Origin of the sequence: Caballeronia grimmiae (assembly GCF_022879615.1) — a bacterium.
GTDB classification, from domain to species: domain Bacteria; phylum Pseudomonadota; class Gammaproteobacteria; order Burkholderiales; family Burkholderiaceae; genus Caballeronia; species Caballeronia grimmiae.
This window is the reverse complement of sequence record NZ_CP084271.1, coordinates 1,032,397-1,055,925: the sequence shown is the minus strand read 5'-3', so window position 1 is coordinate 1,055,925 and position 23,529 is coordinate 1,032,397. Positions and strand designations below refer to the sequence as shown.

Genomic DNA, 23,529 nt, shown 5'->3' with positions numbered 1-23,529 from the left:
AAAAAAACCGGCTCTTGGGCCGGTTTTTTTGTGTCTTCGCAATGAATGCGTCGAACGCTTCGCTCATCTCATAGCGACAGCCAGTCGAACCCTTCTGCTTGTGTCGCCACGACGACATCCGGCGCCGCTGCACCGAGCACCGCTGCCAGCGCAGCCTGTGCAAGATGAGGCAGATTGTTTTGCTGGCTGAGATGCGCGGCCACCAGGTGACGCAGCTTCGAACGATCCAGCGAAGCAAGGATCGCAGCCGCCGCATCGTTGTTCAGGTGCCCGTGCGTGCCGCCAATGCGCGCCTTCAGCGACGCCGGATAACGGCTCGCGGAAAGCATCGCAAGGTCGTGATTGGATTCGAGCACGAGCGCGTCGCAGCCGCTCAGCACGTTCGTGATATGCGGCGTCGCCACGCCCACGTCCGTCAGCACGCCTAAGCGGCTTGTACCGTCGGAGAAGACGTATTGCAACGGCTCGCGGGCATCGTGCGGGACGGTATAGGGCAGCACGCTGACATCGCCGATGGCGACGCTTTCATCGCCCCACAGCACGCGCAGGTCGATCTTGCCTTCGTCCGCGCCGACCGCGCGCGCGGTGCCCCAGCTCATGTGAAGCGGGATGGACCACTTGCGCGCCAGGGTCAGCGCGCTGCCGATGTGGTCCGTATGTTCATGCGTGATGAGGATGGCGTCGAGATGTTCGGCGCTGGTCCCGAGCCGAAGCAGCCGACGCTCCACTTCCTTCGCGGAAAAACCGCAATCGAGCAGCACGCGCGTGGTGGTCGCGCCGCTCGTCGATTCGACGAGCAACGCATTGCCTTCGCTACCGCTGCCGAGACTGGCGAATCTCACAATCGCTCGCGCCGCCCGCCTAGTTCAACTGCGCGTGCAGCAGGGACACGATGCGCTGTGCGTCGGACGAGTTGTCCGGCTGGCCATTGGCATCGACGACGGCGACCTGCGTCACCGCATCCGCCTTCGGACGCACGTTCACGAGGAACTGGCGCGTGGGCTTCGGCGTGTTGCTGGAGAAGAGCTTGCCGAAAAGGCCTTCCTTCTTCAGTTCCGCCATCGAGTCCGAGTAATGCACGTAGTAGATGCCCTTCTCGCGGTCGCGATTGTCGACCGTGAAGTTGGTGCGATCGAGCGCGAGGCCCACGCGCAGCCAGGCGCGATCGAACGGCTCGGCGAGATCGAGCGTCGATGCGCCCGCCGTCTGCTCCACGGCCACCTTCGCGCCCGCCGGACGCGCCTGCGCAATCAGTTGCTTCGACTGGTCTTCGGTCAGGCCGAACTTCTGCATCATCTTTGCAAGGAACGCGGCCTCGAGCGCCGGATTGCGCGGCCGTGTCTCCCAGCGCGACGATGTCTTGTCCTGACCCGTCAGCACTTCTTCCATGGCGCTATGCGTGACGGAGATATCGGTCGAGCCGTCCGCCGCGCGATCGACCTGCGTGCGGAACATGTCGCGCGTGCCCGACGAGTAGGCGAAATCGAGCAGCTTGCCGACGCTCTTTCTGAACCAGTCGTCCGGAATGTTGGCGCGGTTCTCGGCCCAGTCCGTCGCCATGATGCCGGTCTGTGCGGAATCGGTTTTCAGCGTGAAACCGTTCTCCGTCCAGAACTCCTGCAGCTGCGGCCAGATCTGATCCGGCGCGCGGCCATCGACGACAAGCCAGCGGCGGTCGCCATCGCTTTCGACGTGCATGCCATACGGGTCCTGCGCGTTCGGCACGCCGAGCGTCAAATTGCCGGCCGGCGTGACGTTGCGCTGCGTCGCGCCGCCGAGCGTGTTGATCGGCGGCGGCGCGGCGTAGCGCTGGCTGATGTCGGCCGTGCTGAGATCGGACGGCACGTTGAGCGCCGGTGCGGTCTCGGCCGCCTTGTAGTTGACGCGGTCGGGCGCGAGCCAGTCGTTCAGCGTTTCGCAGCCCGCAAGCGAGAAAATGACGCCGGCGCCCAGCGACAGCACGCTCAGGCGTTTGGCTTGAGTAAGAAGAGCGGAAGATTTCATGAGGTCCTTCTTTGCTGCAGATAACGGCTGAATACGCATTGCCCCGCGTCGGTTCCGGCGCGCGGACGCGCGGTTCATCGAGGTCAACGAATGGCAGTGGATGAGTGGCTCGGCTTCATTCGATCAGTGCTGCGGCGCGGTCACGTTCGATTCATCGCCTGACGTGACGCGCGCCGCTGCGCATGATCAGCCGAGAAGCCCGGCGTCGCGCAATGCGCCGCGCACGACGTCGTGGTAGCGCGCATCGAGCGGCGTCAGCGGCAAGCGGATGCCGCCTTCCATGCGGCCGAGCGCTTGCAGCGCCCACTTCGCCGGAATGGGGTTCGATTCGCAGAACAACTGCTTGTGCAGTTCCAGCAGGCTCAGGTGGATGCGGCGCGCGGTGATTGCGTCGCCTGCCAGCGCGGCGCGGCACAGATCGCTCATCTGCTTCGGCGCGACGTTGGCCGTCACCGAGATGTTGCCGTGGCCGCCGAGGAGCATCAGCGCGATGGCCGTGGGATCGTCGCCGCTCAGAATCGCGAAGTTGGCCGGCGCGTGCTTGATGAGATACGCGGCGCGATCGATGTTGCCGGTCGCCTCTTTCACGCCGATGATGCCCGGCACCTCGGCGAGACGCAGGATCGTCTCGTTGCTCATGTCGGCAACGGTGCGGCCCGGCACGTTATAGAGGATCACGGGCAAATCGACGGCTTCCGCAATCGCGCGGAAATGGCGATACATGCCTTCTTGCGTCGGCTTGTTGTAATACGGCACGACTTGCAGCGTGGCGTCGGCGCCGACCTTCCTGGCCTGCTTCGACAGCTCGATGGCTTCCGCTGTTGAATTCCCACCCGCGCCCGCGATGACCGGAATGCGCTTCGCGGCGTGCTCGACCGCGGTTTGCACCATCAGGACGTGCTCTTCGACCGACAGCGTCGCCGATTCGCCGCTCGTTCCCACGACGACCAGCCCGTTCGACCCCTGTTCGACGTGCCAGTCGATCAGCTTTCGAAACGCCGGCAGGTCGAGGCTGCCGTCCTCGTGCATCGGGGTGACGATGGCAGGAATGCTGCCACGGATCTGGATGCCGCCGTTGGTGCCGCTGCTAGTTCCGTTTGTCATGAAACTCTATGAATTTAATCGTGAATTTAATCGCGAAAAGCGATATTACGCGATTGTAGCGGATTAGCCCGCCAAATCGTAACGCGGCGGACCCGGGGGTGTGTTACCAATCGTGAGCCGGTTACCGGTTGCCTCGACTTCACTTACCGCGCAGATTCGCTGCACGTAGGCAGCACGCGGTGTCTCGACAAAACCGTCTTCGAAGGCGATGACGCGAAGCCGGCCGCGCACCGCTTCCAGCAGCTCGCCGGCTTCCAGCAGGAACGCGGGATTGGACGGCTTGCCGATACATTCGTTGCCTGCGGCAAACGTCTCGTAGATCAGGACGCCGCCGGGCGCGAGGCTGTCGATCAGGCGCGCAAACAGCGGCCGATGCAGATAGTTCGTCACGATCACCGCGGCAAACCGGCGGTCGGCGGGCAACGGCCACGGCCCGCCTTCGATGTCCGCAACCAGTGTCTCGACGCCCTCGCATCCGGACATCGACGCGAGCGCGTCAGCATCGCGATCGACGGCGAGCACCGCATGGCCGCGCGCCGCAAACCAGCGCGCATGACGCCCGCCGCCCGATGCGACATCGAGCACTGGCGCGCCGGCCGCGACCAGACGCGCCCAGCGCGTGACCCATGTGCTCGGGATGCCCGCTTCCATCAGTTGTACGAGAGTCCCATTGCCTCGCGCACGTCGCGCATGGTTTCGACGGCGAACTTGCGCGCCTTGTCACAGCCATCGGCGACGATTGCGCGCAGCAGCGACGGATCGTCCATGTACTTCTGCGCGCGCTCGAGCATCGGCTGCTGTTCACGCAGGATGCCTTCGATCACCGGCTGCTTGCAGTCGAGGCAACCGATGCCCGCGCTGCGGCAACCCTTGTGCACCCACTCGTGCGTGGCTTCGTCCGTGTAGACCTGATGCAGTTGCCACACAGGGCACTTGTCGGGATCGCCCGGATCGGTGCGGCGCACGCGCGCCGGGTCGGTCGGCATCGTGCGGACCTTCTTCGTGATGGTCTCGGCATCCTCGCGCAAGCCGATGGTGTTGCCATACGACTTCGACATCTTCTGGCCATCGAGACCCGGCATGCGCGACGCTTCGGTCAGCAGCACCTGCGGTTCGACCAGGATGATCTTGCGCGCGCCTTCGAGATAGCCGAACAGGCGCTCGCGGTCGCTCATCGACAGGCTCTGCGATTCCTGCAGCATCGCGCGGGCTTGTTCGAGCGCTTCGGCATCGCCTTCCTGCTGATACGCGACGCGCAGTTCGTGATAAAGCTTCGCGCGCTTGCCGCCGAGCTTCTTCGCGGCGTCGAGCGCCTTCTCCTCGAAATCCGCTTCCTTGCCGTAGAGGTAGTTGAAGCGGCGCGCGATCTCGCGCGTCATTTCGACGTGCGGCACCTGATCCTCACCGACCGGCACCAGCGACGCGCGATACAGCAGAATGTCCGCCGCCATCAGCACCGGATAGCCGAGGAAGCCGTACGTCGACAGATCCTTTTCCTTCAGCTTCTCGATCTGCTCCTTGTAGGTCGGCACTCGTTCGAGCCAGCCAAGCGGCGTACCCATGCCGAGCAGCAGCGACAGTTCCGCATGCTCGGGCACGCGGCTCTGGATGAAGAGCGTCGCCTGCGCCGGGTCGATGCCCGATGCCAGCCAGTCGATCAGCACTTCCCAGACGTTTTTCTCGATGACCTCGGGCGTCTCGTAGTGCGTCGTGAGCGCGTGCCAGTCGACGACCGCGAAGAAGCACGGGTATTCGGACTGCAGCCGCACCCAGTTTTTCAGCACGCCGTGATAGTGGCCGAGGTGCAGCGACCCGGTGGGCCGCATGCCGGAAAAGATACGGTCAGGGAACATGATCTTATGGGAATAGTGAAGCGAAGGGATTCAGAATGGCCGTTACCGCCGCATAACCGACGCTCACGAGCGGGCTCAGCCAGAAGCGCGTGAGCACGCCCGTCACGACGAGCGCCATCACGATGAAGAAACCGTAAGGTTCGAGCTTCGAAAACGCAATCGATGCGCGCGCCGGCAGAAGCGCCATCAGCACGCGCCCGCCATCGAGCGGAGGCAGCGGGAACAGGTTCAGCACGCCGAGCACGAGATTCACGCCGACGCCCGCGGCGGCCATGCGCGTGAGAAACGCTTCGTCGACATTGAAAGCCGCGAGCAGCACCGCCGTCACGCCCCAGACGAGCGCCTGCACGAAGTTGCTGCCGGGCCCGGCCGCCGCGACCCACAGGCTGCCCCAGCGCGGATTGCGCAGGTTGCCGAACGCGACCGGCACGGGCTTCGCATAGCCGAACATGAAACTGCCGTTCGTGACGAAGTACAGGACGATGGGAATGACGATGGTCCCGATGGGGTCGATATGGCGCATCGGGTTCATGGAAACGCGGCCGAGCACGTAGGCCGTGTTGTCGCCGAGCAGACGCGCGGCATAGCCATGCGCGGCCTCGTGCAGCGTGATCGCGAAGATCACCGGGAGCGCGTAGACCGCGATGGTTTGTATCAGAGAAGGATCCATGGGGCGTTATTGTATCAAGCGGGAGGCCGTCTACAGGCGCGCGCGACGCCCCTTGGCACGACGAATCGCGCGTTGGCCGAGCGGCCTATGCCGCCAGTCCGAACGGCTCGAGGCTTCCCCGTCCGGCGCGCACGAGCACCGGCTGGCCGCTGGAAAGATCGATCACCGTCGACGGCTCGGCGGGACACGCGCCCGAATCGACCACGAGTTCGATTTGCTTTTCGAGCCGCTCGCGGATCTCCTCGGCGTCGTTGAGCGGCTCGGTGTCGGGCGGCAGGATCAGCGTCGACGCGAGCAGCGGTTCGCCGAGCGCTTCGAGCAGCGCCAGCGTGATCGCGTGATCCGGCACGCGCAGCCCGATCGTCTTGCGCGACGGATGCGACAGCCTGCGCGGCACTTCCTTCGTCGCCTGAAGCACGAAGACGTAAGGCCCCGGCGTCACCGACTTGATCAGCCGGTATTGCCGGTTGTCGACCATCGCGAAGTTCGATAGCTCCGACAGATCGCGCACGAGCAGCGAGAGCAACTGCTTGTCGTCGATGCCGCGAATGCGCCGCAGCCGCTCGACCGCGTCCTTGTCGTCGAGATGGCAGGCGAGCGCATAGCTCGAATCGGTCGGCAGCGCGACGATGCCGCCGTCGCGAATGATCTGTACCGCCTGATTGATGAGCCGCGGCTGCGGATTGTCCGGATGAATACGAAAGAATTGGGACATGGCGACGCCTCTTGTTCCGATCGTGTTCGCGGTTCGACGCGCTCGCGCGTGGGACTTCTGCGACGCGGACGCGGGCTAGTCAGGCATGATGCGACGCAAGGCGCATGCGCGCCAGTCATTTGCAACCGCAGCTTCAGACCCAGCGGTGCCAGACGGGCGTGAGGTCTTGCGGCAGCGGCGGAAGCTGCCCCAGATCGATGCGCCCTTCTCCCGGCGCATGAAAGTCCGAACCACGCGACGCTTCGAAGCCATAACGGCGCGCGACGTCCGCGTACTCGCGATACTGGTCCGGCGTATGGCTTCCGGTCACGACTTCGATCGCGTTGCCGCCGAGCCCGATGAATTCGTCGAACAGCGCGGCGAACTCGACCGGCGTGTAATCGTAGCGCCCCGGATGCGCGATGATCGGCTCGCCGCCCGCATGTCGAATCCACGTCATTGCGTCCGCGAGCTTCGCCCAGCGATGCCCGACGAAGCCGGGCTTGCCGTCGCCGAGATAGCGCGCGAACACATCGGACGTGCTCTGCGCGTAGCCTTCGTCCACCAGAAAACGCGCGAAATGCGTGCGCGAGATCATGTCGGGGTCGTCCGTGTAGCGCAGCGCACCCTCGTAGGCATTCGGAATGCCGACCGCCGCGAGCGCTTCGCCGATCGCCACGCCGCGCGCCGCACGGCCATTGCGCGTCGCTGCGAGACCGTTCGCGAGCTCCTCGTTCTCCGGATCGACGTTCATGCCGACGACATGCACCGTGCGCCCCGCCCACGTCACCGAAATCTCCACGCCCGCGAGATAGCGCATGCCTAGCGCCTCGGCCGCCGCGCGTGCTTCGCGCTGGCCGCCCAACTGGTCGTGATCGGTCAGCGACCAGATGGCGACGCCGCCCGCATGCGCGCGTGCGGCCACGTCGGCGGGCGCGAGCCGGCCGTCGGAAACGGTGGAATGGCAGTGAAGATCGGCGTTGATGGTGGTGGGATTCATGGACGTGATTTTACGTTAAGGGCGCGGATCGCCGCTCGCGGCGCCCGCAGCCGCTCACGACGGTTCACGCGCAGAACGACTCGATTAATTCCGCGACGCGCTCGGGCTGGTCGTGATGAATCATGTGCCCCGCGCCGCTCACGACTTCCTCGCGCCAGTCGCGGAAGGCGGCGAAGCGCGTCTTGAATTCGGCGATGGGCATGTCCCCGGCGAAGCGCGCGAGCGTCGGCGACGCCTCGGCCTCGAGGTGCAGCACTTTCGCCTGCACGCGCGACCAGACGGCCATCACTTCGTCGAGCCGGTACAGCGTAGGGCTGCGCAGCTTATGTGCCGGGTCCGCGAGCAGGTGGTAAGCGCCGTCGGCTTCGCGGCGCGACCAGTGATCGGCGAGAAAGCGCGCCCGCGAACGCGCAAGACGCGGATTCGTCTTGATCAGACGATCCGCGACGTCATCGAGCGTTGCGTAGCTGCGCAGTTCGGACGGTACGCGCAACTCGTCGAGCCATCGCGCGATGGCCCCCGGCGCCTGCGACGGACGCGCCGCCGCGAGTCCGAAGCCCTCCAGATCGACGACGCGCCGCACCCGCTCCGGCCTGATCCCGGCATAGTGAAGCGACACGTTCGCGCCCATGCTGTGGCCGACGAGATTGACCTCGCCGGCAGGCGCGTAGTGGTCGAGCAGCACGTCAAGATCGGCGAAATAGTCCGGAAAGTAGTAATGCCCGCCGCCCCGTTGAGCCACCGGCCAGTCCGACAGGCCGAAGCCGCGTGCGTCGGGGGCGAGCACCTGCCAGTCGCCAGCCAGCGCGTCGACGACGAACTGGAACGACGCCGCCACGTCCATCCAGCCGTGCAGCATGAAGAGCATGGGCGCGCCGGGCGAACCCCAGCGGCGCACGTGCAGCCGCACGCCGCGCGCGTCGACGAACTCGGAGCGCGAATCTTTCATGGTCCCGCCTTCGATCAGAAAAGGATGATCGTTCGAGTATAACGGCGACCGCGCAGCTTCCGCCGTGGCGTCAGGCGGAATCGTCGAGACCCGCCAGCGCGCGAAGCTCGGCCTCGTCGAAGCCGGCGTCGCGGCGCGCTTCGAAGTTGAACGGGCCGCGCAGCTTCGGCGCGTGGTACTGCTCGGCCAGGCGCTCGTACGTCGTGTGCGGGTCCAGCGAAGCCTCGTCGCACAGATGCCGGAACCAGCGATTGCCGATCAGCACGTGGCCGATCTCGTCGCGCAGAATCACGTCGAGGATCGCGGCGGATGCATGATCGCCCGCCTGCGCGAGCCGCTTGCGAATCGGCGGCGAGGCGTCCAGTCCGCGCGCTTCGAGCGTGCGCGGCACGAGCGCCATGCGCGCGAGCACGTCGGCGCGCGTGCGCTGGGCCGTGTCCCACAGGCCGTCGTGCGCGGGGAAGTCGCCGTATGCGTGACCGAATTCCGAGAGCCGCGCGCTCAGCAGCGAAAAGTGATGCGCCTCTTCCGCCGCGACTTTCAACCAGTCGAGATAAAAATCGCCGGGCATCGACGGGAAGCGCCAGACGGCGTCGAGCGCGAGGTTGATCGCGTTGAATTCGATGTGCGCGAGCGCATGCAGCAACACCGCGCGCCCCGCTTCCGACTGCATGCCCCGCCGCTTCAGCGACGACGGCTCCACGAGCTCGGGCCGCGCCGGGCGGCCGGGCAAGTCGCCGGGGTCGGGCAGCGCGAGCGCCGGATCAATCCCTAACGCGCTCGCGCGGGCCGCTTCGTATAGCGCCCGCGCCTGCTCGGCCTTCGTGGCGGGATCGCGTTCGCGCAGAATCGCCAACGAGCTGCGGCGGGCGCATTCGAAAGAGGACGGAAAATTCGGCATGGCACGTCTGAACAAAAGCGAAAAGGCACGCTCGGCGGCGGAATGCCGCAAACGGCTAAAATGTTAACCCCGGCGCAGGCACAAGGCGCTCGAGGTGTACAGCGATTCGCGCTAGGCGAGGCGCGCATTCTAGCGCCGCGCGGCTGCGATCCCATCGACGACCAGACGAAGACCTGAGGAGACACCGTGGCAATTTACAAACTCGGCGACGACGCCCCCACCATCCATGAAAGCGTGTTTCTCGCCGATACCGCGACCATCATCGGCCAGGTGACGCTCGAAGAGAACGCGAGCGTCTGGCCAGGCGCGGCGCTGCGCGGCGACAACGAGCCGATCGTCGTCGGGCGCGGCAGCAATGTGCAGGAAGGCGCGGTGCTGCACGCGGACCCGGGCTTTCCGCTGACCATCGCGAACGACGTGACCGTCGGCCACCAGGCGATGCTCCACGGCTGCACCATCGGCGAAGGCACGCTGGTCGGAATTCAGGCCGTGGTCTTGAATGGCGCGGTAATCGGCCGCAATTGTCTGGTTGGCGCGGGCGCGATCGTTACCGAAGGCAAGGTGTTTCCCGACAACACGCTGATACTCGGCGCGCCTGCCAAGGCGGTGCGCGAGATCGGCGAAGCGGACATCGCCCGCATGCGCGCCGCGACGGCAAGTTATGCCGACCGGCGTGAATACTACAAAGCGCAGCTCGTGCGCATCGGCTGAACGGCGGCGCTGCGCGATACGCAGCGCCGCACGTTCCGCCTCAACACCCAAGGAAGAGTTGTGAACGACCAGTTGCAGAAATTCATGTTCAACGCGGCGCCCGTGCGCGGCGAAATCGTCTCGTTGCGCAACACGTGGCAGGAAGTGCTCGCGCGCCGCGCGTATCCGCCGGCCGTGCGCAACGTGCTGGGCGAAATGATGGCCGCGTGCGCCCTGTTGTCCGCGAACCTCAAGTTCGACGGCACGCTCGTCATGCAGATTTATGGCGACGGCCCCGTGAAGATGCTGGTCGTGCAGTGCAACTCGAATTTGTCGCTGCGCGCGACGGCCAAGCTCGCCGAGGGCGCGGAAAGCGAACTGCAGAACGACATGTCGCTCGCCGACCTGCTCAACCGCCACGGACATGGCCGCTGCGTCATCACACTCGATCCCTCCGACAAGAAGCCCGGCCAGCAACCGTACCAAGGCATCGTGCCGCTGTCGGGCGAGCATGGGCCGCTCGCGTCGATGGCCGAGGTGCTGGAACACTACATGCATCACTCGGAGCAGCTCGATACGCGCATGTGGCTCGCCGCCGACACCGACCGCGCCGTCGGCGTGCTGCTGCAAAAGCTGCCGGGCGATGGCGGCATCGTTCCGCATCCGGGCGAGCATGACGCCGATACGTGGCAGCGCGTCTGCCACCTCGGCAGCACGCTCTCGACCGAGGAATTGCTGAAGGAAGAACCGGAGACGGTGTTCCGTCGTCTCTTCTGGCAAGAGAACGTGCAGCACTTCGAGCCCGCGTCCGCGCGCTTCCAGTGCACGTGCTCGCGCGAGAAGGTCGGCGGCATGCTGAAGATGCTCGGTCGCGAGGAAGTGGACAGCGTGATCGACGAACGCGGGGCCGTCGAAGTGCATTGCGAGTTCTGCAACCAGCGCTACGAGTTCGACCCGGTCGACGTTGCGCAACTTTTTGTCGCAAAAGAACTCTCACAGGGCGTGAGCCCCGCAGCCGACCGGCGCCATTGAGCGCCGCCGGAGCCTTGTCCGGCGTGCCGTCGAGCGTGCCGGGCGGGCGTCGGATCGCCTGAGCGGGGGAAACGGTGCGCGTGGCTCATGCGAGCCACCGCACGCTATGATGGACCTTTGTTTAGTTGTCCGACCGGCTGGAGGTCGAAAATGAGAAACGTCCCGTTCCTGTTGAAATTATCGTCCGGCGTGGCCGCGGTATCGCTCGTCGCCGGCTGCGCGATGGACCCGCCCGGCCCCTCGCCGATCTATAGCCGCCTGCCCAGCACGTCGGCTCCGGTGCAGCAAATTGTCACGCCCGAGCAGGAGATGGAGCGTTATAACGCCATCGACAAGCAAGCGCTGGCCGAATCGCAGCAATCGGCGACATTCGGCAACAGTGCGAAGATGATGTCCGGCTACGCGACGACGCCGATCAACGTGTACGGCGGATATTCGAGTGGCGGCTGGGGCGGTCCTTATTGGGGAACGGGCGTCGGCTTCGGGACCCGGTGGTAATCAACCCGCTTTCTGCCGGACAAAAAGAAATGGCGCAGTCGATGACTGCGCCATTTGTCTTTTCCGCCCGCGATATTACTCTGCCGCGCCCTGCTTTTTCTTCGCGTCTTTTTCCTTGCGCGCCTTGCGATCGAGATCGCGCAATTCCTGTTTCGAACGCGATACCGGATTCGGCACCACCCGCAGCGGCGCCGCCGATACCTGCCCGCGCGTCGAGCCGTTCACCGCCGGCGCATTTGCCGAGTTGACCGGCGCCGTCGAGTTGGGCGACACGAACTGCACGAACACCTCGCTGTCCTTCACCATGCCCATTTCATAGCGGGCGCGTTCTTCGACGGCGGCGGTGCCGCTTTGCAGGTCCTGCACTTCGCCCTGCACGCGCTCGTTGCGCAGTTTCAGGTTTGTGTTCTTGTCGGTCTGCTGCGCGAGTTGCTGCTGCAATTCATGCACGCGCAGCCAGCCGCCGTGCCCCCACCAGAGCGGGTATTGGATCAGCACCAGCAACAAGACCAGAACGACAGTTACAAGCCGCATTCGAGTAGCCGAAATAAGCGCCGCCGGACGGCTTCAGTGACACCGAAGCCGGCGCGGCGGACAGAGAATAAAGCTAACGTCCTTATCGACTAAAGCGGCGAAAGCTTTAGCGCAAGTTGTAGAACGCCGACTTGCCGGGGTAGCTTGCGATATCGCCGAGATCTTCCTCGATACGCAGCAACTGGTTGTACTTCGAGATGCGGTCGCTGCGCGACAGCGAGCCCGTCTTGATCTGACCGGCGTTCAGGCCGACGGCGATATCGGCAATCGTCGAATCTTCCGTCTCGCCCGAGCGGTGCGAGATGACCGCCGTATAGCCCGCGCGCTTCGCCATTTCGATTGCCGCGAACGTCTCCGTCAGCGTGCCGATCTGGTTGATCTTGATCAGGATCGAATTCGCGATACCCTTCTCGATGCCTTCCTTCAGGATGCGCGTGTTCGTGACGAAGAGATCGTCGCCGACGAGCTGCACCTTCTTGCCGAGGCGATCGGTCAGCGTCTTCCAGCCGTTCCAGTCGCTTTCGTGCATGCCGTCTTCGATGGAAACGATCGGGAACTTGTCGGCGAGCGTCGCGAGATAGTCGCTGAATTCGCCCGACGAAAGCTGCAGGCCTTCGCCCGCGAGCTGGTACTTGCCGTCGTGATAGAACTCGCTCGCCGCGCAGTCGAGCGCGAGCAGCACGTCTTCACCCGCGCGATAGCCCGCCTTCTCGATTGCCTGAAGGATGGTGGACAGGCACTCGTCGTTGCTGCCGAAGTTCGGTGCGAAGCCGCCTTCGTCGCCGACTGCCGTGCTCATGCCGCGATCCGACAGAATCTTCTTGAGCGCATGGAACACTTCCGCGCCGCAACGCAGCGCTTCGCGGAAGGTCGGCTGGCTCACCGGCACGATCATGAATTCCTGGATGTCCAGGCTGTTGTTTGCGTGCGCGCCGCCGTTGACGATATTCATCATCGGCACCGGCAGTTGCATCGCGCCCGAGCCGCCGAAGTAGCGATACAGCGGCAGGCCGGCTTCTTCCGCAGCGGCCTTCGCGACCGCCATCGACACGGCCAGCAGCGCGTTCGCGCCGAGACGCGATTTGTTTTCGGTGCCGTCCAGCTCGAGCAGAGTCTTGTCGAGGAAAGCCTGTTCCGAGGCGTCGAGGCCCATGATGGCTTCGGAGATCTCGGTATTGATGTGTTCAACCGCCTTCAGCACGCCTTTGCCGCCGTAGCGGCCGGCTTCGTCGTCGCGCAGTTCGATGGCTTCGCGCGATCCCGTGGACGCCCCCGACGGCACCGCGGCGCGGCCCATCGTGCCCGATTCGAGCAGTACGTCGCATTCGACGGTGGGGTTGCCTCGCGAATCGAGAATCTCGCGGCCGATGATATCTACGATAGCACTCATGGTTTCCTCAAATTGACGATGAATTCGGTCGGTCACGATGAAGCGATGACTCGTTGCTGCACTGGCTTCGCTCAGACCTTCTGACGGCTGCGTGGTTCGCGCCTGCTTTCACGCGACCATTCTTGTGCTTGTGAAGCGGACGCCGACCGCGAGGCGCCCGCTCGACTGTGCTCAACCGTGTATCAGTTGAAGTCGTTTTCCAGAAACGGGCCGCTCTTGACCGCGCGATCGAGGGCGACGAGCGTCTCGAGCAGCGCTTCCATGCGATGCAGCGGCACCGCGTTCGGACCGTCCGACTTCGCGCACGCGGGGTCCGGATGCGTCTCCATGAAGAGCCCCGCGACGCCCGTGGCCACCGCCGCACGCGCCAGCACCGGCACGAACTCGCGCTGGCCGCCGGAACTCGTGCCCTGCCCGCCCGGCAACTGCACGGAATGCGTCGCGTCGAACACGACGGGCGCATTAGTTTCGCGCATGATCGCGAGCGAGCGCATGTCGGACACGAGGTTGTTATAACCAAACGACACGCCGCGCTCGCACGCCATGAAGCGGTCATCGGAGAGACCCGCTTCGCGTGCCGCGTCGCGCGCCTTGTCGATAACGTTCTTCATGTCGTGCGGCGCGAGAAACTGGCCCTTCTTGATGTTGACCGGCTTGCCCGAACGCGCGCACGCGTGGATGAAGTCGGTCTGGCGGCACAGGAACGCGGGCGTTTGCAGCACGTCCACCACCGATGCCACCGCTTCGATCTCGTCTTCGGTGTGCACGTCCGTGAGAACGGGCACGCCGAGCTGCTTCTTCACTTCGCCGAGGATACGCAAGCCTTCATCCATGCCCGGACCGCGATACGACTTGCCCGAACTGCGGTTCGCCTTGTCGAAGGACGACTTGTAGATGAACGGAATGCCGAGCTTGCCGGTGATTTCCTTCAGCCGGCCCGCGACGTCGATCGTCATTTGCTCCGATTCGACGACGCACGTGCCTGCGATCAGAAAGAACGGCTGGTCGAGCCCCGCTTCGAAATGACACAGCTTCATGCCTGCGCTCCTGCCGTTGCGGCGACGCGCGCGCCACCCTCTGCGCCGCCCGCTGAGAGCGCGTGCGTGCGCGCTGCTTCGACGAACGCCTTGAAGAGCGGATGTCCATCCCGAGGCGTCGAGGTGAACTCCGGGTGAAACTGAACGCCGACGAACCACGGATGCAGCGAGTGCGGCAACTCCATCATTTCCGGCAAATCTTCGCTCGGCGTGCGCGCGCTGATGATAAGCCCGCCCGCTTCGAGTTGCGGCACGAAACGGTTATTCACTTCATAACGGTGACGATGACGCTCGTTCACGTCCGTGCCGTAGATGCGCTCGGCCATCGTGCCGGGCTTGATCGGGCACTTCTGCGAACCGAGGCGCATGGTGCCGCCGAGGTCCGATTCTTCGCTGCGCTTTTCGACGCGGCCCGCACGGTCGTACCACTCGGTGATGAGCGCGACGACCGGGTTCGTGGTGTTCGAATCGAACTCGGTGCTGTTCGCATCGGCGAGGCCGGCGACGTCGCGGGCGAACTCGATGACCGCGAGCTGCATGCCGAGGCAGATGCCGAGATACGGCGTCTTCGATTCGCGCGCATAGCGGATGGCCTTGATCTTGCCTTCCGTGCCGCGACGGCCGAACCCGCCCGGCACCAGCACGGCGTCGAGGTGTTCCAGCGCGCCCGTGCCTTCGGCTTCGATCTGCTCGGAATCGAGATATTCGATGTTGACCTTCGTCGACGTATGGATGGCCGCGTGGCGCAGCGCCTCGATCAGCGACTTGTACGACTCGGTCAGTTCGACATACTTGCCGACCATGCCGATGGTCACTTCGTTCTTCGGATTCTCGAGCTTCTCGACGAGGTCCGACCACATCTTCAGGTCGGCCGGCGGCGGCGAGAGCTTCAGTTCCTCGCAGACGATGTCGTCGAGATGCTGGTCGTTGAGCATCTTCGGAATCTTGTAGATGCTGTCCGCGTCCCACACGGAAATGACCGCGTCTTCCTGCACGTTCGAAAACAGCGAAATCTTCTGGCGCTCGTCGTCCGGAATCGGGCGATCCGCGCGGCACAGCAGCACGTTCGGATAGATACCGATTTCGCGCAGCTTTTGCACGCTATGCTGCGTCGGCTTGGTCTTGAGTTCGCCCGCCGTGGCGATGAACGGCACGAGCGTCAGGTGCACGAAGCACGCGCTGTTGCGACCCATGCGCAGGCTCATCTGACGCGCGGCTTCGAGGAACGGCAGCGATTCGATATCGCCCACCGTGCCGCCGATTTCGACGATCGCGACATCCGGCTGACCGCACGTGGCCGCAGCCGCGCCGCGCTCGACGAACGCCTGAATCTCATTGGTGATGTGCGGGATGACCTGCACCGTCTTGCCGAGATACTCGCCGCGGCGTTCCTTGCGGATCACCGATTCGTAGATCTGGCCCGTGGTGAAGTTATTGGCCTTGCGCATCTTCGTGCTGATGAAGCGCTCGTAATGGCCGAGGTCGAGGTCGGTCTCCGCGCCGTCTTCCGTGACGAATACCTCACCGTGTTGAAACGGGGACATCGTGCCGGGGTCGACGTTGATGTAGGGATCGAGCTTGAGGAGAGTGACTTTCAGACCGCGCGATTCGAGGATCGCGGCGAGGGAGGCGGCGGCAATACCCTTGCCGAGGGAAGAAACTACGCCGCCGGTGACGAATACATATTTGGTCATCGCTAGATGCTCGCGGGAAAAACGGATTATACCGTAAAGGCCGCGCGCGACCCAACGCGCGCGCCGCCGAAATCCGCCTTGCGCGCCCTGCTTTTGACGCCATTTATCGCGGCCGTTTCGTTCTTACGACGCCTCTATCGCACCATTGCGGTGAGGAGCCGCCGTACCGCGCGCGCCGTCTGGATGGGCCGTTCCATCGGAAAGAGATGGCTGCCTTCCATCCACTCGAAATGCGCAGCCGCGATGCGCCGCGTCATCGCGAGTCCGACCTGCCGCACCTCCGTCGATTGCGTGCCCGCGATGAACCCGACCGGCACCGGCGCGCCGTGTGCGAGCCGCGCGCCAAGCGTATGCGGCAACGTGCGATAGATCAGATATTCGATGTGCCGGTCGAACGCAAGCGTGCGGGTGCCGTCGGCGTGCGCCGGGATGCCGAACTCGATGTAATCCGACAGCATCCGCTCGTCCCAGCGCGCGAACGCGGGTTTCGCGCGGAAATGGCGCCAGGCATCGTCGCGGCTCGCCCAGCGCGTGCGGCGTTTGCGCGTCGCGGCGGCGGGAGACAGGCGTTCATCGAGCCCCGTGCGTTGCATGACGCGCAAGAGACCGCTGCGCCAGCCCGCGATGACCGGCGAGTCCAGCATGACCACGCCCTTTACCCACTGCGGCCGCCTCAATGCCGCCATCAGCGACAGATAGCCGCCGAGCGAATGCCCGACCAGCCACACTTTCGGATACGCGCCGCCCGCGTCCTCCCGATGGCGGCTCATGTCGTCGATGAGTTCATCGACGAGATTCGGCCAGTCGCGCGTGACCGGAAAGCGCGGATCGTGGCCGTATCGTTCGATGCTGCGAATCTCGTAATCGTCGGCGAGTTCGGCGAATACCGTGCGATACGTCGACGCCGGAAAGCCGTTCGCGTGCGAGAAATGGATGATGTCCTTCAAGCGCTTCCTTGTCAGTGGTCCATCCAGTAGCGCGCATGCGTTTGCCGGAAGCGTTCGAGCACGATGTCCGGCCCGGCGTCGATGCGTGCCGCGCCGTCTTCGTCGCTGCGCGACAGCGCGATGCCGCGCATCCGGTAGCGCGCATACACCGTCGGGTTCGGATGATGAAAACGGTTGCGATAGCCTACCTGAAATACCGCGGCGAGCGGCTCGACGGAATCGAGGAAAGGCTCGGTCGACGACGTGCGGCTGCCGTGATGCGGAACGATCAGGACATCGGCGCGCAACGCGGACCGGTCGCGGGCGATGAGCGTGCGCTCGACGTCGGCCTCGATGTCGGCGGTTAGGAGCGCGCTGCGCCCCGCCGCGTTCGTGACCTTCAGCACGCAGGCCTGATGGTTCGGCTTGCCCGTCAGCGGGCCGGGGTCCGGCCAGAGGATGCGGAAATCGACGCCGTCCCACGTCCAGTGCTGTCCCGCCGCGCATCGCAGCGTGTCGCTGCCGCGCTTGCGGGCGTTCGACCACAGCGCGTCGCCGGCCGGAAGCGATGCGAGCAGTTGACGCACGCCGACCGTTTGCAGCACGGCGGGCGCGCCGCCGGCGTGATCGGAATCCGAATGGCTGATGACGAGCGCATCGAGCGCACGCATGCCGGTCGCCAGCAGATACGGCGCGACGATACGCTCGCCCGCATGCGTCGATTCCGGGCCGGGACCGGCGTCGAACAGCAGTGCGTGTTTCGCCGTCTCGACGACGAGCGCCGAGCCTTGGCCGATATCGAGCGCCGTGATGCGAAACGCGTCATGCGGGATCGGGTGCGGCGCAGGAGCGACGAGCGGCAGCCAGGTCAGCGGCGCGGCGAAGCGCAACGGCCAGCCGCGCGGGGCGAGCGCCCACGCGGCGCCCGCCAGCGCGGCGGCGAGCGCGAACGGTTGCGGCTGCGGCAGACGCCAGAGGGACCATGCCGCGCCCGCATCGGCGAGACGCGTTAGGGCGTCGCAGAGAACGGAGAGCGCGGCATGCGCGATGTGGAATGCAGGTGCATCGACGGGCGCGGGCAGCACGAGACCGGCGAGCGTCGCGGGCGTGACGACGAAGCTGATCCACGGAATCGCGAAGGCGTTGGCGAGCGGCCCGGTGAGCGGGATCTGTGAGAACCAGTACGCGGTCAGCGGCGCAAGTGCGAGCGTCACGGCATATTGAACGCGGGCGCTCGATCCGATGTGCGCGCGCAGCTTCCAAGCGGCACGGCGCGATACCGCTGTCATTCGGCGCGCGAGACTCGTCGACTTCGATGCAGCCGCCTTCGCGTCTCTATTGCTCGCCGCTGGGAGTTCATCGGGCAGCACCGGATCGCGCGCTTCCATCCCGGCTAACCAGTCGTCGTTATCGGCTGGCGCTTTCTTGGCCCGCCGTCCAGCCGATGCAATCGCGTGCAGGATCGCAGCCACCGCGCAAAACGACAGCCAGAATCCCGGCGATGTGACCGCCCACGGATCGGCCAGCAGCACGATCGCGAGCGCCCACGCGAGCACGAGCGACGATGCCGGCCTTCGTCCAAACACGAAGGCGACGGCGAATACCGTCAGCATCCACAATGTGCGCTGCGCCGGCACGTTGAACCCGGCGAGCGCCGCATACATCGCCGCGAAGGCCGCCGCGCCGAGCGCCGCGACTTTCGGCGTCGCAATCATGAGCGGCCCGTCCACGCCACGCACCGTGATGCGCCTCCAGACGAAGCCGCAAGCCAGTGCCGCCAGTCCCGCGACGAAGCCGATATGCAGCCCCGAGATCGCCACGAGATGACTCGTGCCGGTTGCGCGCATGATGGCCCAGTCGTCGTCGCTGACGGATTCTTGCGCGCCCACCGCAAGCGCGACGATGATGCCGCGATGCGGCGCATCGCCGAGCACCGTCTCGATGCGATGGCGGATATGGTCGCGCCATCGGTCCCAAAGCAGCCTCACGATCCTCGGGAAGTCGCGCAGCTTCGCACCGTTCGCTTCGACTTCGAACAGAAACCGCGTGCCTTGCGCCTGCGGTTCGGGCAAACCGCGCACGAAGCCGGTCAGTTCGATATCGCGCTGTTCGTACTCGACCGGCAGATGCGGCCGCAAACGAATCTCGGCGCGCACAGCCGCATACGCGAAGCCCGCGACGGCCGCCGCGAGCACGAACACGCCGATCCCGAACCGTCGCCGCGCGATCCAACCCACGCCCAGCGCGATGCAGAAAGCAACAGAACAGATCATCAAGCCCGGCAGATGCGCCTGCTGCTGCAGCCACCAGACGCCCAACGCAAAACCCAGCAACATCGCACGCACACGCTTCCTCTTCCGTCGTCGACGCGAACGCATTCCACCCGGACAACATCAGTCATCCGAATCAAATGAACCTGCGAACGATTATGAAGAAGCGAGCGCCAGCCGGGGCAGCGCCGCGTGCGCGTTAGCCCTTGTGCCTAGGGAAAGCGCGTGTTCGTCGATGCCGCGCAACTCCGCCAGCACCTTCGCGATGCCCGCGACCTGATCTGGCGTATTGCGGCCCTTGTAGCGCCATGCCGGCGCGATATCGGGCGCATCGGTTTCCAGCACGATCGCGTCGAGCGGAAGTTCGGCGGCGAGCCGGCGAATCTGCCGCGCACGCTCGAACGTCAGATTGCCGCCGAAGCCGAGCCGCATGCCTTGCGCGATGAACGCATCGGCCTGCTGAAAGCTGCCGTTGAATGCGTGCGCAATGCCGCAGTGAATCTGATTGACGCGCAAGCCCTTCAGCACCTTGTCCTGAGACTTGCGCACGTGGCAGATCACCGGCAACCCGAACTCGCGCGCCAGTTTCAGTTGCGCGTCGTAGAAGAACTGCTGGCGGGCATCGTCGAGCGTCGGGACGAAATAATCCAGCCCGATCTCGCCGATGCCGACGAACAGCGGATCGTCCAGGCTCGCCGCAATCTGCTCGCGCAGCACGCGCAGATCGTCGTCGGTGGCGCGCGGCGTGAACAGCGGATGAATGCCGAGCGCATACGCCCCGCCCTCAATGCGATGCGCGAGCTTGCGCACCGTGCCGAAGTTCGCGCGTTCGACGCCCGGAATCACGATCCGCTTCACACTGGCATCGAGCGCCGCGCGCGCGACGTCATCGCGGTCCGCGTCGAACTCCGAGGCATCGAGATGGCAGTGCGTATCGATCCACATGGCGCTCTCCGCGATTTAAGCCGTTCAGACCGGCACGGACGGCTCTTCGTGCAACACGCCGTCGCGCAGCCGCATGATGCGGTCGCAACGCGCGGCGAGGTCGGCATCGTGCGTGACGATCACGAAGCTCGTTTCCAGCGTCTGCGACAGCTCGAGCATCAGGTTGAAGACGGTATCGGCCGTGCCGCCATCGAGATTGCCGGTCGGTTCGTCGGCCAGCACGCACGCCGGACGCGTGACGAGCGCACGCGCAATGGCCACCCGCTGCCGCTCGCCGCCCGACAGCTCGCCTGGCCGATGCTTCGCGCGATGCCCGATGCCCACGCGCTCGAGCATCCCCATCGCTTCCTGGCGCGCGGCCTCCTCGGGCATGCGGCGGATGCGCAGCGGCATCGCGACGTTATCCAGCGCGGTGAATTCCGGCAGCAAGTGATGGAACTGATAGACGAAGCCGAGCGCGCGATTGCGCAGGTCGTTGCGCTCCTTTTCCTTGAGTTCGGTGAACGGCTTGCCGAGCAGGGACACCTTGCCCGCGCTCGGTTCGTCGAGCCCGCCGAGCACATGCAGCAGCGTGCTTTTGCCCGAGCCGGACGCGCCGACGATTGCGAGTTTCTCACCGCGCCGCACATCGAGTTGCGCGTTGTCGAGCACCTGCACGTTGAAGCCGCCCTGCACGAAGGTCTTCGAAATCGCCGACGCGCGCAGCACGATATTGTTGTCTGGAATCATGTCACTCATAACGCAGCGCCTCCGCCGGACGCACCTTCGCACCGCGCCAGCTCGGATAGAGCGTGGCCAGCGACGACAACAGGAACGCGATCACGCCGATCTTCGCGACATCGGCCGGCACGAGTTCGGACGGCAGTTCGCTGATGAAATAGACCGAAGGCGGCAGGAACTGCACGCCGATCAGATGCTCGATCATCGGCACGAGCCACGGGATGCTCCACGCGATCAGACAGCCGAGCGACACGCCGAGCGCCGTGCCGATGAACCCGATTGTCACGCCCTGCACGACGAATATCTTCATGATGGAACCCGGCTGTGCGCCGAGCGTGCGCAGGATCGCGATATCGGCCTGCTTGTCGGTGACGGTCATCACGAGCGACGAAACGAGATTGAACGCCGCCACCGCAATGATCAGCGTCAGAATGATGAACATCATGCGCTTCTCGATCTGCACGGCGGAGAACCATGTCTTGTTCTGCTGCGTCCAGTCGCGGATATACAGATCGCCGGACAGCGTATGCGACAGTTGCCGCGCGACTTCGGGCGCGCGCTGCATGTCCTTCAGGCGCAGGCGCACGCCGGTCGGCGCGGGCAGGCGAAAGAGCGCCTGGGCATCGCGGATGGCGATCAGCGCGAGCGTCGAGTCGTACTCGTAGTGCCCCGACTCGAAGATGCCGACGACCGTGAACTGCTTGAGCCGCGGCATCATGCCGGCGGGCGTGATGGTGCCTTCGGGCGCGACGAGCGTGATCTTGTCGCCGGTCATCACGCCGAGGTTCGTCGCCAGATCGCGGCCGAGCACGATGCCGAATTCGCCCGGCACAAGATCCGCGAGCTTGCCCGCGCGCATCTCCTTGCCGATGTCCGACACTTGCGGCTCCAGCGACGGCTCCACGCCTCGCAGCGCGACGCCGCTCACCGCGCCCTGGCGCGTCAGAAGCGCCTGCGCTTCGACGTAGGGCGCGGCGCCGGTCACTTCGGGATTGCGGCGCGCTTCCTGCGCGGTGAGTTGCCAGTTAGGCATCGAGCCGGTCGGCGAAAAGATCTCGACGTGGGCGAGCACCGAGAGCATGCGGTCGCGCACTTCTTTCTGGAAGCCGTTCATGACCGACAACACGACGATCAGCGCGGCGACGCCGAGCGCGATGCCCGCCATCGACACCAGTGCGATGAAGGAGATGAAGCCGTTGCCTGTGGTGCGTTTGCTGGCGCGCGTGTAGCGCCAGCCAATCTGCCATTCGTACGGAAGTTTCAAGCGAATCCTTGTGTCTGCTGTTGCTGCGTTGGTCTTGCGTCCCGCTTTGCCCGGCTGGCCCGCGTCGATGCAACGCGAGGTCTGCGCAGCGAAATTTGCGAAAGTTTGCCATAGGTGGCGCGAGCGCCGTAACAAGCGGGCGCTGGCATCGGCCATTCGGCGGTGTGCGAAACGGCCTGTCGGCGGGTATTTCGACCGGTCATCAGACGCTCCCGCCGATGCGCGGGGCATCGGCGCATGCCCTACAATGCCGACCATCATGCCCGTTCCCGACCTTCACCTTCTGCTGCCGTTCGCGCTGCCCTCGGCGGCGGACGCCGCCACCGCGTTGCACGGACTGGAGAGCGCGGCGCTCGACAAGCTGCTCGCCCGCGCCACGCTCGAAGAACGCGTGATCGGAGAGGATTTCCAGCGCACGCTGCCGCACGAACGCTGGATTGCGCAACGCTTCGGCGTGGTCACGCCGAGCGCCGGTCAGCGCCACGCCGACGACGCCCCGCTCGCCCCGTTCATGCTCCTCGCCGATGGCGGCACGCCCGGCGATGCGCTGTGGGCCTGCATCGAGCCGGTTCATGTCCGGATCGCGCACGATCATCTCGTCCTGATCGATCCCGCCACGCTCGGCGTGCGCACCGAAGAAGCGCGCGCGTTGCTTCAGACGGCACGGCCCGTCATCGAAGAGCTGGGCATCGCTTTTCAAGCGCCGACGCCGCTGCGCTGGTATGTATCGGGCGAGGCGCTCGGCGCGCTCGCGGGTGCATCGCCGTTGCGCGCGACCGGACGCAACATCGAAATATGGCTGCCGCACGAAGCCCGCACGGGCGAACGCTCGCGCGCGTGGATGAAGCTGCAGAACGAAGTGCAGATGGCGTGGTTCGAGCATCCGCTGAACGTGGAGCGTGAATCGCACGGATTGCCCGCGATCAATTCGATCTGGCTGCACGCGCAAGGCGCGATGCGTCCCGTCCAGAGTCCGTTCGCGCGCGTGTTGTCGGATGCCGCCGCGACGCGCGGGCTTGCGCTCGCAGCGGGCATCGAACCGCACACGCCGCCGGAGAGCTTCGCTGCGCTGGCAAACGCCAAGCATACGAACGCGGAAGGCGCGACGCTCGTCGAACTCGATCCGTTTTCCGCGCCGTTCATCGAACAGGATTGGGCTCGCTGGAATGCGTCGCTTCAGTCGCTCGAGAAGGACTGGTTCGCACCCGCGGTCGACGCGCTGTCGAACGGTTCGCTGAAGCGCCTCGGCATCACGCTTTGCGGCGATACCGGCTCGGTGACGCTTTCCATCACGCGTTCGGACTTGCGCAAGTTCTGGCGTCGCAGGCCGATTGCGGCGCTTTTCATCGAATGA

At 65.1% G+C, this 23,529-nt stretch carries 23 protein-coding genes; 4 read left to right on the top strand and 19 right to left on the bottom strand.

All coding sequences use genetic code 11. From position 1 onward, the window contains the following. Window positions 1–68: 68 nt before the first annotated feature. From LDZ21_RS05035 to LDZ21_RS04990, 10 genes are all read right to left on the bottom strand, one after another. Window positions 69–842 carry an MBL fold metallo-hydrolase gene (locus LDZ21_RS05035; protein WP_244794471.1) on the bottom strand — a complete coding sequence of 258 codons (774 nt, stop codon included), beginning with the start codon at window positions 840–842 and terminating at the stop codon, window positions 69–71. Window positions 843–861: 19 nt separating this feature from the next. Further along, window positions 862–2,004 (bottom strand): NlpB/DapX family lipoprotein, encoded by a 1,143-nt coding sequence (gene bamC / locus LDZ21_RS05030; RefSeq protein WP_244794470.1) that lies wholly within the window; start codon window positions 2,002–2,004, stop codon window positions 862–864. Window positions 2,005–2,190: 186 nt separating this feature from the next. Further along, window positions 2,191–3,108 carry a 4-hydroxy-tetrahydrodipicolinate synthase gene (gene dapA, locus LDZ21_RS05025; protein ID WP_244794469.1) on the bottom strand — a complete coding sequence of 306 codons (918 nt, stop codon included), beginning with the start codon at window positions 3,106–3,108 and terminating at the stop codon, window positions 2,191–2,193. A gap of 63 nt (window positions 3,109–3,171) precedes the next feature. Beyond that, window positions 3,172–3,759 (bottom strand): class I SAM-dependent methyltransferase, encoded by a 588-nt coding sequence (locus LDZ21_RS05020; RefSeq protein WP_244794468.1) that lies wholly within the window; start codon window positions 3,757–3,759, stop codon window positions 3,172–3,174. Further along, window positions 3,759–4,961: a tryptophan--tRNA ligase gene (locus LDZ21_RS05015; RefSeq protein ID WP_244794466.1), complete on the bottom strand. Its 1,203-nt coding sequence runs from the start codon at window positions 4,959–4,961 to the stop codon at window positions 3,759–3,761. The genes LDZ21_RS05020 and LDZ21_RS05015 overlap by 1 nt, the downstream gene beginning before the upstream one ends. A 4-nt stretch (window positions 4,962–4,965) precedes the next feature. Continuing rightward, window positions 4,966–5,631 carry a site-2 protease family protein gene (locus LDZ21_RS05010; protein ID WP_035959432.1) on the bottom strand — a complete coding sequence of 222 codons (666 nt, stop codon included), beginning with the start codon at window positions 5,629–5,631 and terminating at the stop codon, window positions 4,966–4,968. 85 nt (window positions 5,632–5,716) lie between these two features. Continuing rightward, the gene (locus tag LDZ21_RS05005; RefSeq protein WP_244794465.1) at window positions 5,717–6,346 is read right to left on the bottom strand and encodes an L-threonylcarbamoyladenylate synthase; all 630 of its coding nucleotides are present in this window, start codon (window positions 6,344–6,346) and stop codon (window positions 5,717–5,719) included. 133 nt (window positions 6,347–6,479) lie between these two features. Next, window positions 6,480–7,325, bottom strand: coding sequence for a 3',5'-nucleoside bisphosphate phosphatase (locus LDZ21_RS05000; protein ID WP_244794464.1), 846 nt, complete (start codon window positions 7,323–7,325; stop codon window positions 6,480–6,482). Between the two features lie 64 nt (window positions 7,326–7,389). Continuing rightward, entirely contained in the window at window positions 7,390–8,274 is an 885-nt protein-coding gene (locus tag LDZ21_RS04995) for an alpha/beta fold hydrolase (protein WP_244794462.1), read from the bottom strand. A gap of 70 nt (window positions 8,275–8,344) precedes the next feature. Next, window positions 8,345–9,175 carry a ferritin-like domain-containing protein gene (locus LDZ21_RS04990; RefSeq protein WP_244794461.1) on the bottom strand — a complete coding sequence of 277 codons (831 nt, stop codon included), beginning with the start codon at window positions 9,173–9,175 and terminating at the stop codon, window positions 8,345–8,347. A gap of 186 nt (window positions 9,176–9,361) precedes the next feature. Between LDZ21_RS04990 and LDZ21_RS04985 the strand changes: the two genes are divergently transcribed. The 3 genes from LDZ21_RS04985 (at window position 9,362) to LDZ21_RS04975 (ending at window position 11,395) form a co-directional block, all read left to right on the top strand. Further along, window positions 9,362–9,886 carry a gamma carbonic anhydrase family protein gene (locus tag LDZ21_RS04985; RefSeq protein ID WP_035959436.1) on the top strand — a complete coding sequence of 175 codons (525 nt, stop codon included), beginning with the start codon at window positions 9,362–9,364 and terminating at the stop codon, window positions 9,884–9,886. A gap of 60 nt (window positions 9,887–9,946) precedes the next feature. After that, complete coding sequence (gene hslO / locus LDZ21_RS04980; RefSeq protein ID WP_244794459.1) at window positions 9,947–10,897, top strand: Hsp33 family molecular chaperone HslO; 951 nt, start codon at window positions 9,947–9,949, stop codon at window positions 10,895–10,897. A gap of 150 nt (window positions 10,898–11,047) precedes the next feature. Next, the gene (locus LDZ21_RS04975) at window positions 11,048–11,395 is read left to right on the top strand and encodes a hypothetical protein (RefSeq protein WP_035959439.1); all 348 of its coding nucleotides are present in this window, start codon (window positions 11,048–11,050) and stop codon (window positions 11,393–11,395) included. A 75-nt stretch (window positions 11,396–11,470) separates the two neighbouring features. Here LDZ21_RS04975 and ftsB read toward each other — a convergent pair whose 3' ends face one another. From ftsB to LDZ21_RS04930, 9 genes are all read right to left on the bottom strand, one after another. Beyond that, window positions 11,471–11,929: a cell division protein FtsB gene (gene ftsB / locus LDZ21_RS04970; RefSeq protein WP_035959440.1), complete on the bottom strand. Its 459-nt coding sequence runs from the start codon at window positions 11,927–11,929 to the stop codon at window positions 11,471–11,473. A gap of 106 nt (window positions 11,930–12,035) precedes the next feature. Next, window positions 12,036–13,319: a phosphopyruvate hydratase gene (gene eno, locus LDZ21_RS04965; protein WP_035959441.1), complete on the bottom strand. Its 1,284-nt coding sequence runs from the start codon at window positions 13,317–13,319 to the stop codon at window positions 12,036–12,038. 182 nt (window positions 13,320–13,501) lie between these two features. Next, complete coding sequence (gene kdsA / locus LDZ21_RS04960; RefSeq protein WP_244794458.1) at window positions 13,502–14,356, bottom strand: 3-deoxy-8-phosphooctulonate synthase; 855 nt, start codon at window positions 14,354–14,356, stop codon at window positions 13,502–13,504. Continuing rightward, on the bottom strand, window positions 14,353–16,050 hold the full coding sequence (locus LDZ21_RS04955; protein ID WP_244794457.1) for a CTP synthase: 1,698 nt from the start codon (window positions 16,048–16,050) through the stop codon (window positions 14,353–14,355). Before LDZ21_RS04955 ends, kdsA begins: the two co-directional genes overlap by 4 nt. A gap of 134 nt (window positions 16,051–16,184) precedes the next feature. Beyond that, window positions 16,185–16,997, bottom strand: a complete 813-nt coding sequence (locus LDZ21_RS04950) for an alpha/beta fold hydrolase (RefSeq protein WP_244794456.1) — start codon at window positions 16,995–16,997, stop codon at window positions 16,185–16,187. 11 nt (window positions 16,998–17,008) lie between these two features. Next, a complete protein-coding gene (locus tag LDZ21_RS04945) occupies window positions 17,009–19,321 on the bottom strand; it encodes a DNA internalization-related competence protein ComEC/Rec2 (protein ID WP_404980532.1) in 2,313 nt (770 codons plus the stop codon). 81 nt (window positions 19,322–19,402) lie between these two features. Then, window positions 19,403–20,191 carry a TatD family hydrolase gene (locus tag LDZ21_RS04940; RefSeq protein ID WP_244794454.1) on the bottom strand — a complete coding sequence of 263 codons (789 nt, stop codon included), beginning with the start codon at window positions 20,189–20,191 and terminating at the stop codon, window positions 19,403–19,405. 24 nt (window positions 20,192–20,215) lie between these two features. Further along, window positions 20,216–20,929: a lipoprotein-releasing ABC transporter ATP-binding protein LolD gene (gene lolD, locus LDZ21_RS04935; protein WP_035959448.1), complete on the bottom strand. Its 714-nt coding sequence runs from the start codon at window positions 20,927–20,929 to the stop codon at window positions 20,216–20,218. Continuing rightward, window positions 20,922–22,175, bottom strand: coding sequence for a lipoprotein-releasing ABC transporter permease subunit (locus LDZ21_RS04930; protein WP_244794453.1), 1,254 nt, complete (start codon window positions 22,173–22,175; stop codon window positions 20,922–20,924). Before LDZ21_RS04930 ends, lolD begins: the two co-directional genes overlap by 8 nt. A gap of 247 nt (window positions 22,176–22,422) precedes the next feature. Between LDZ21_RS04930 and LDZ21_RS04925 the strand changes: the two genes are divergently transcribed. After that, window positions 22,423–23,529, top strand: coding sequence for a regulator (locus LDZ21_RS04925; RefSeq protein WP_244794452.1), 1,107 nt, complete (start codon window positions 22,423–22,425; stop codon window positions 23,527–23,529).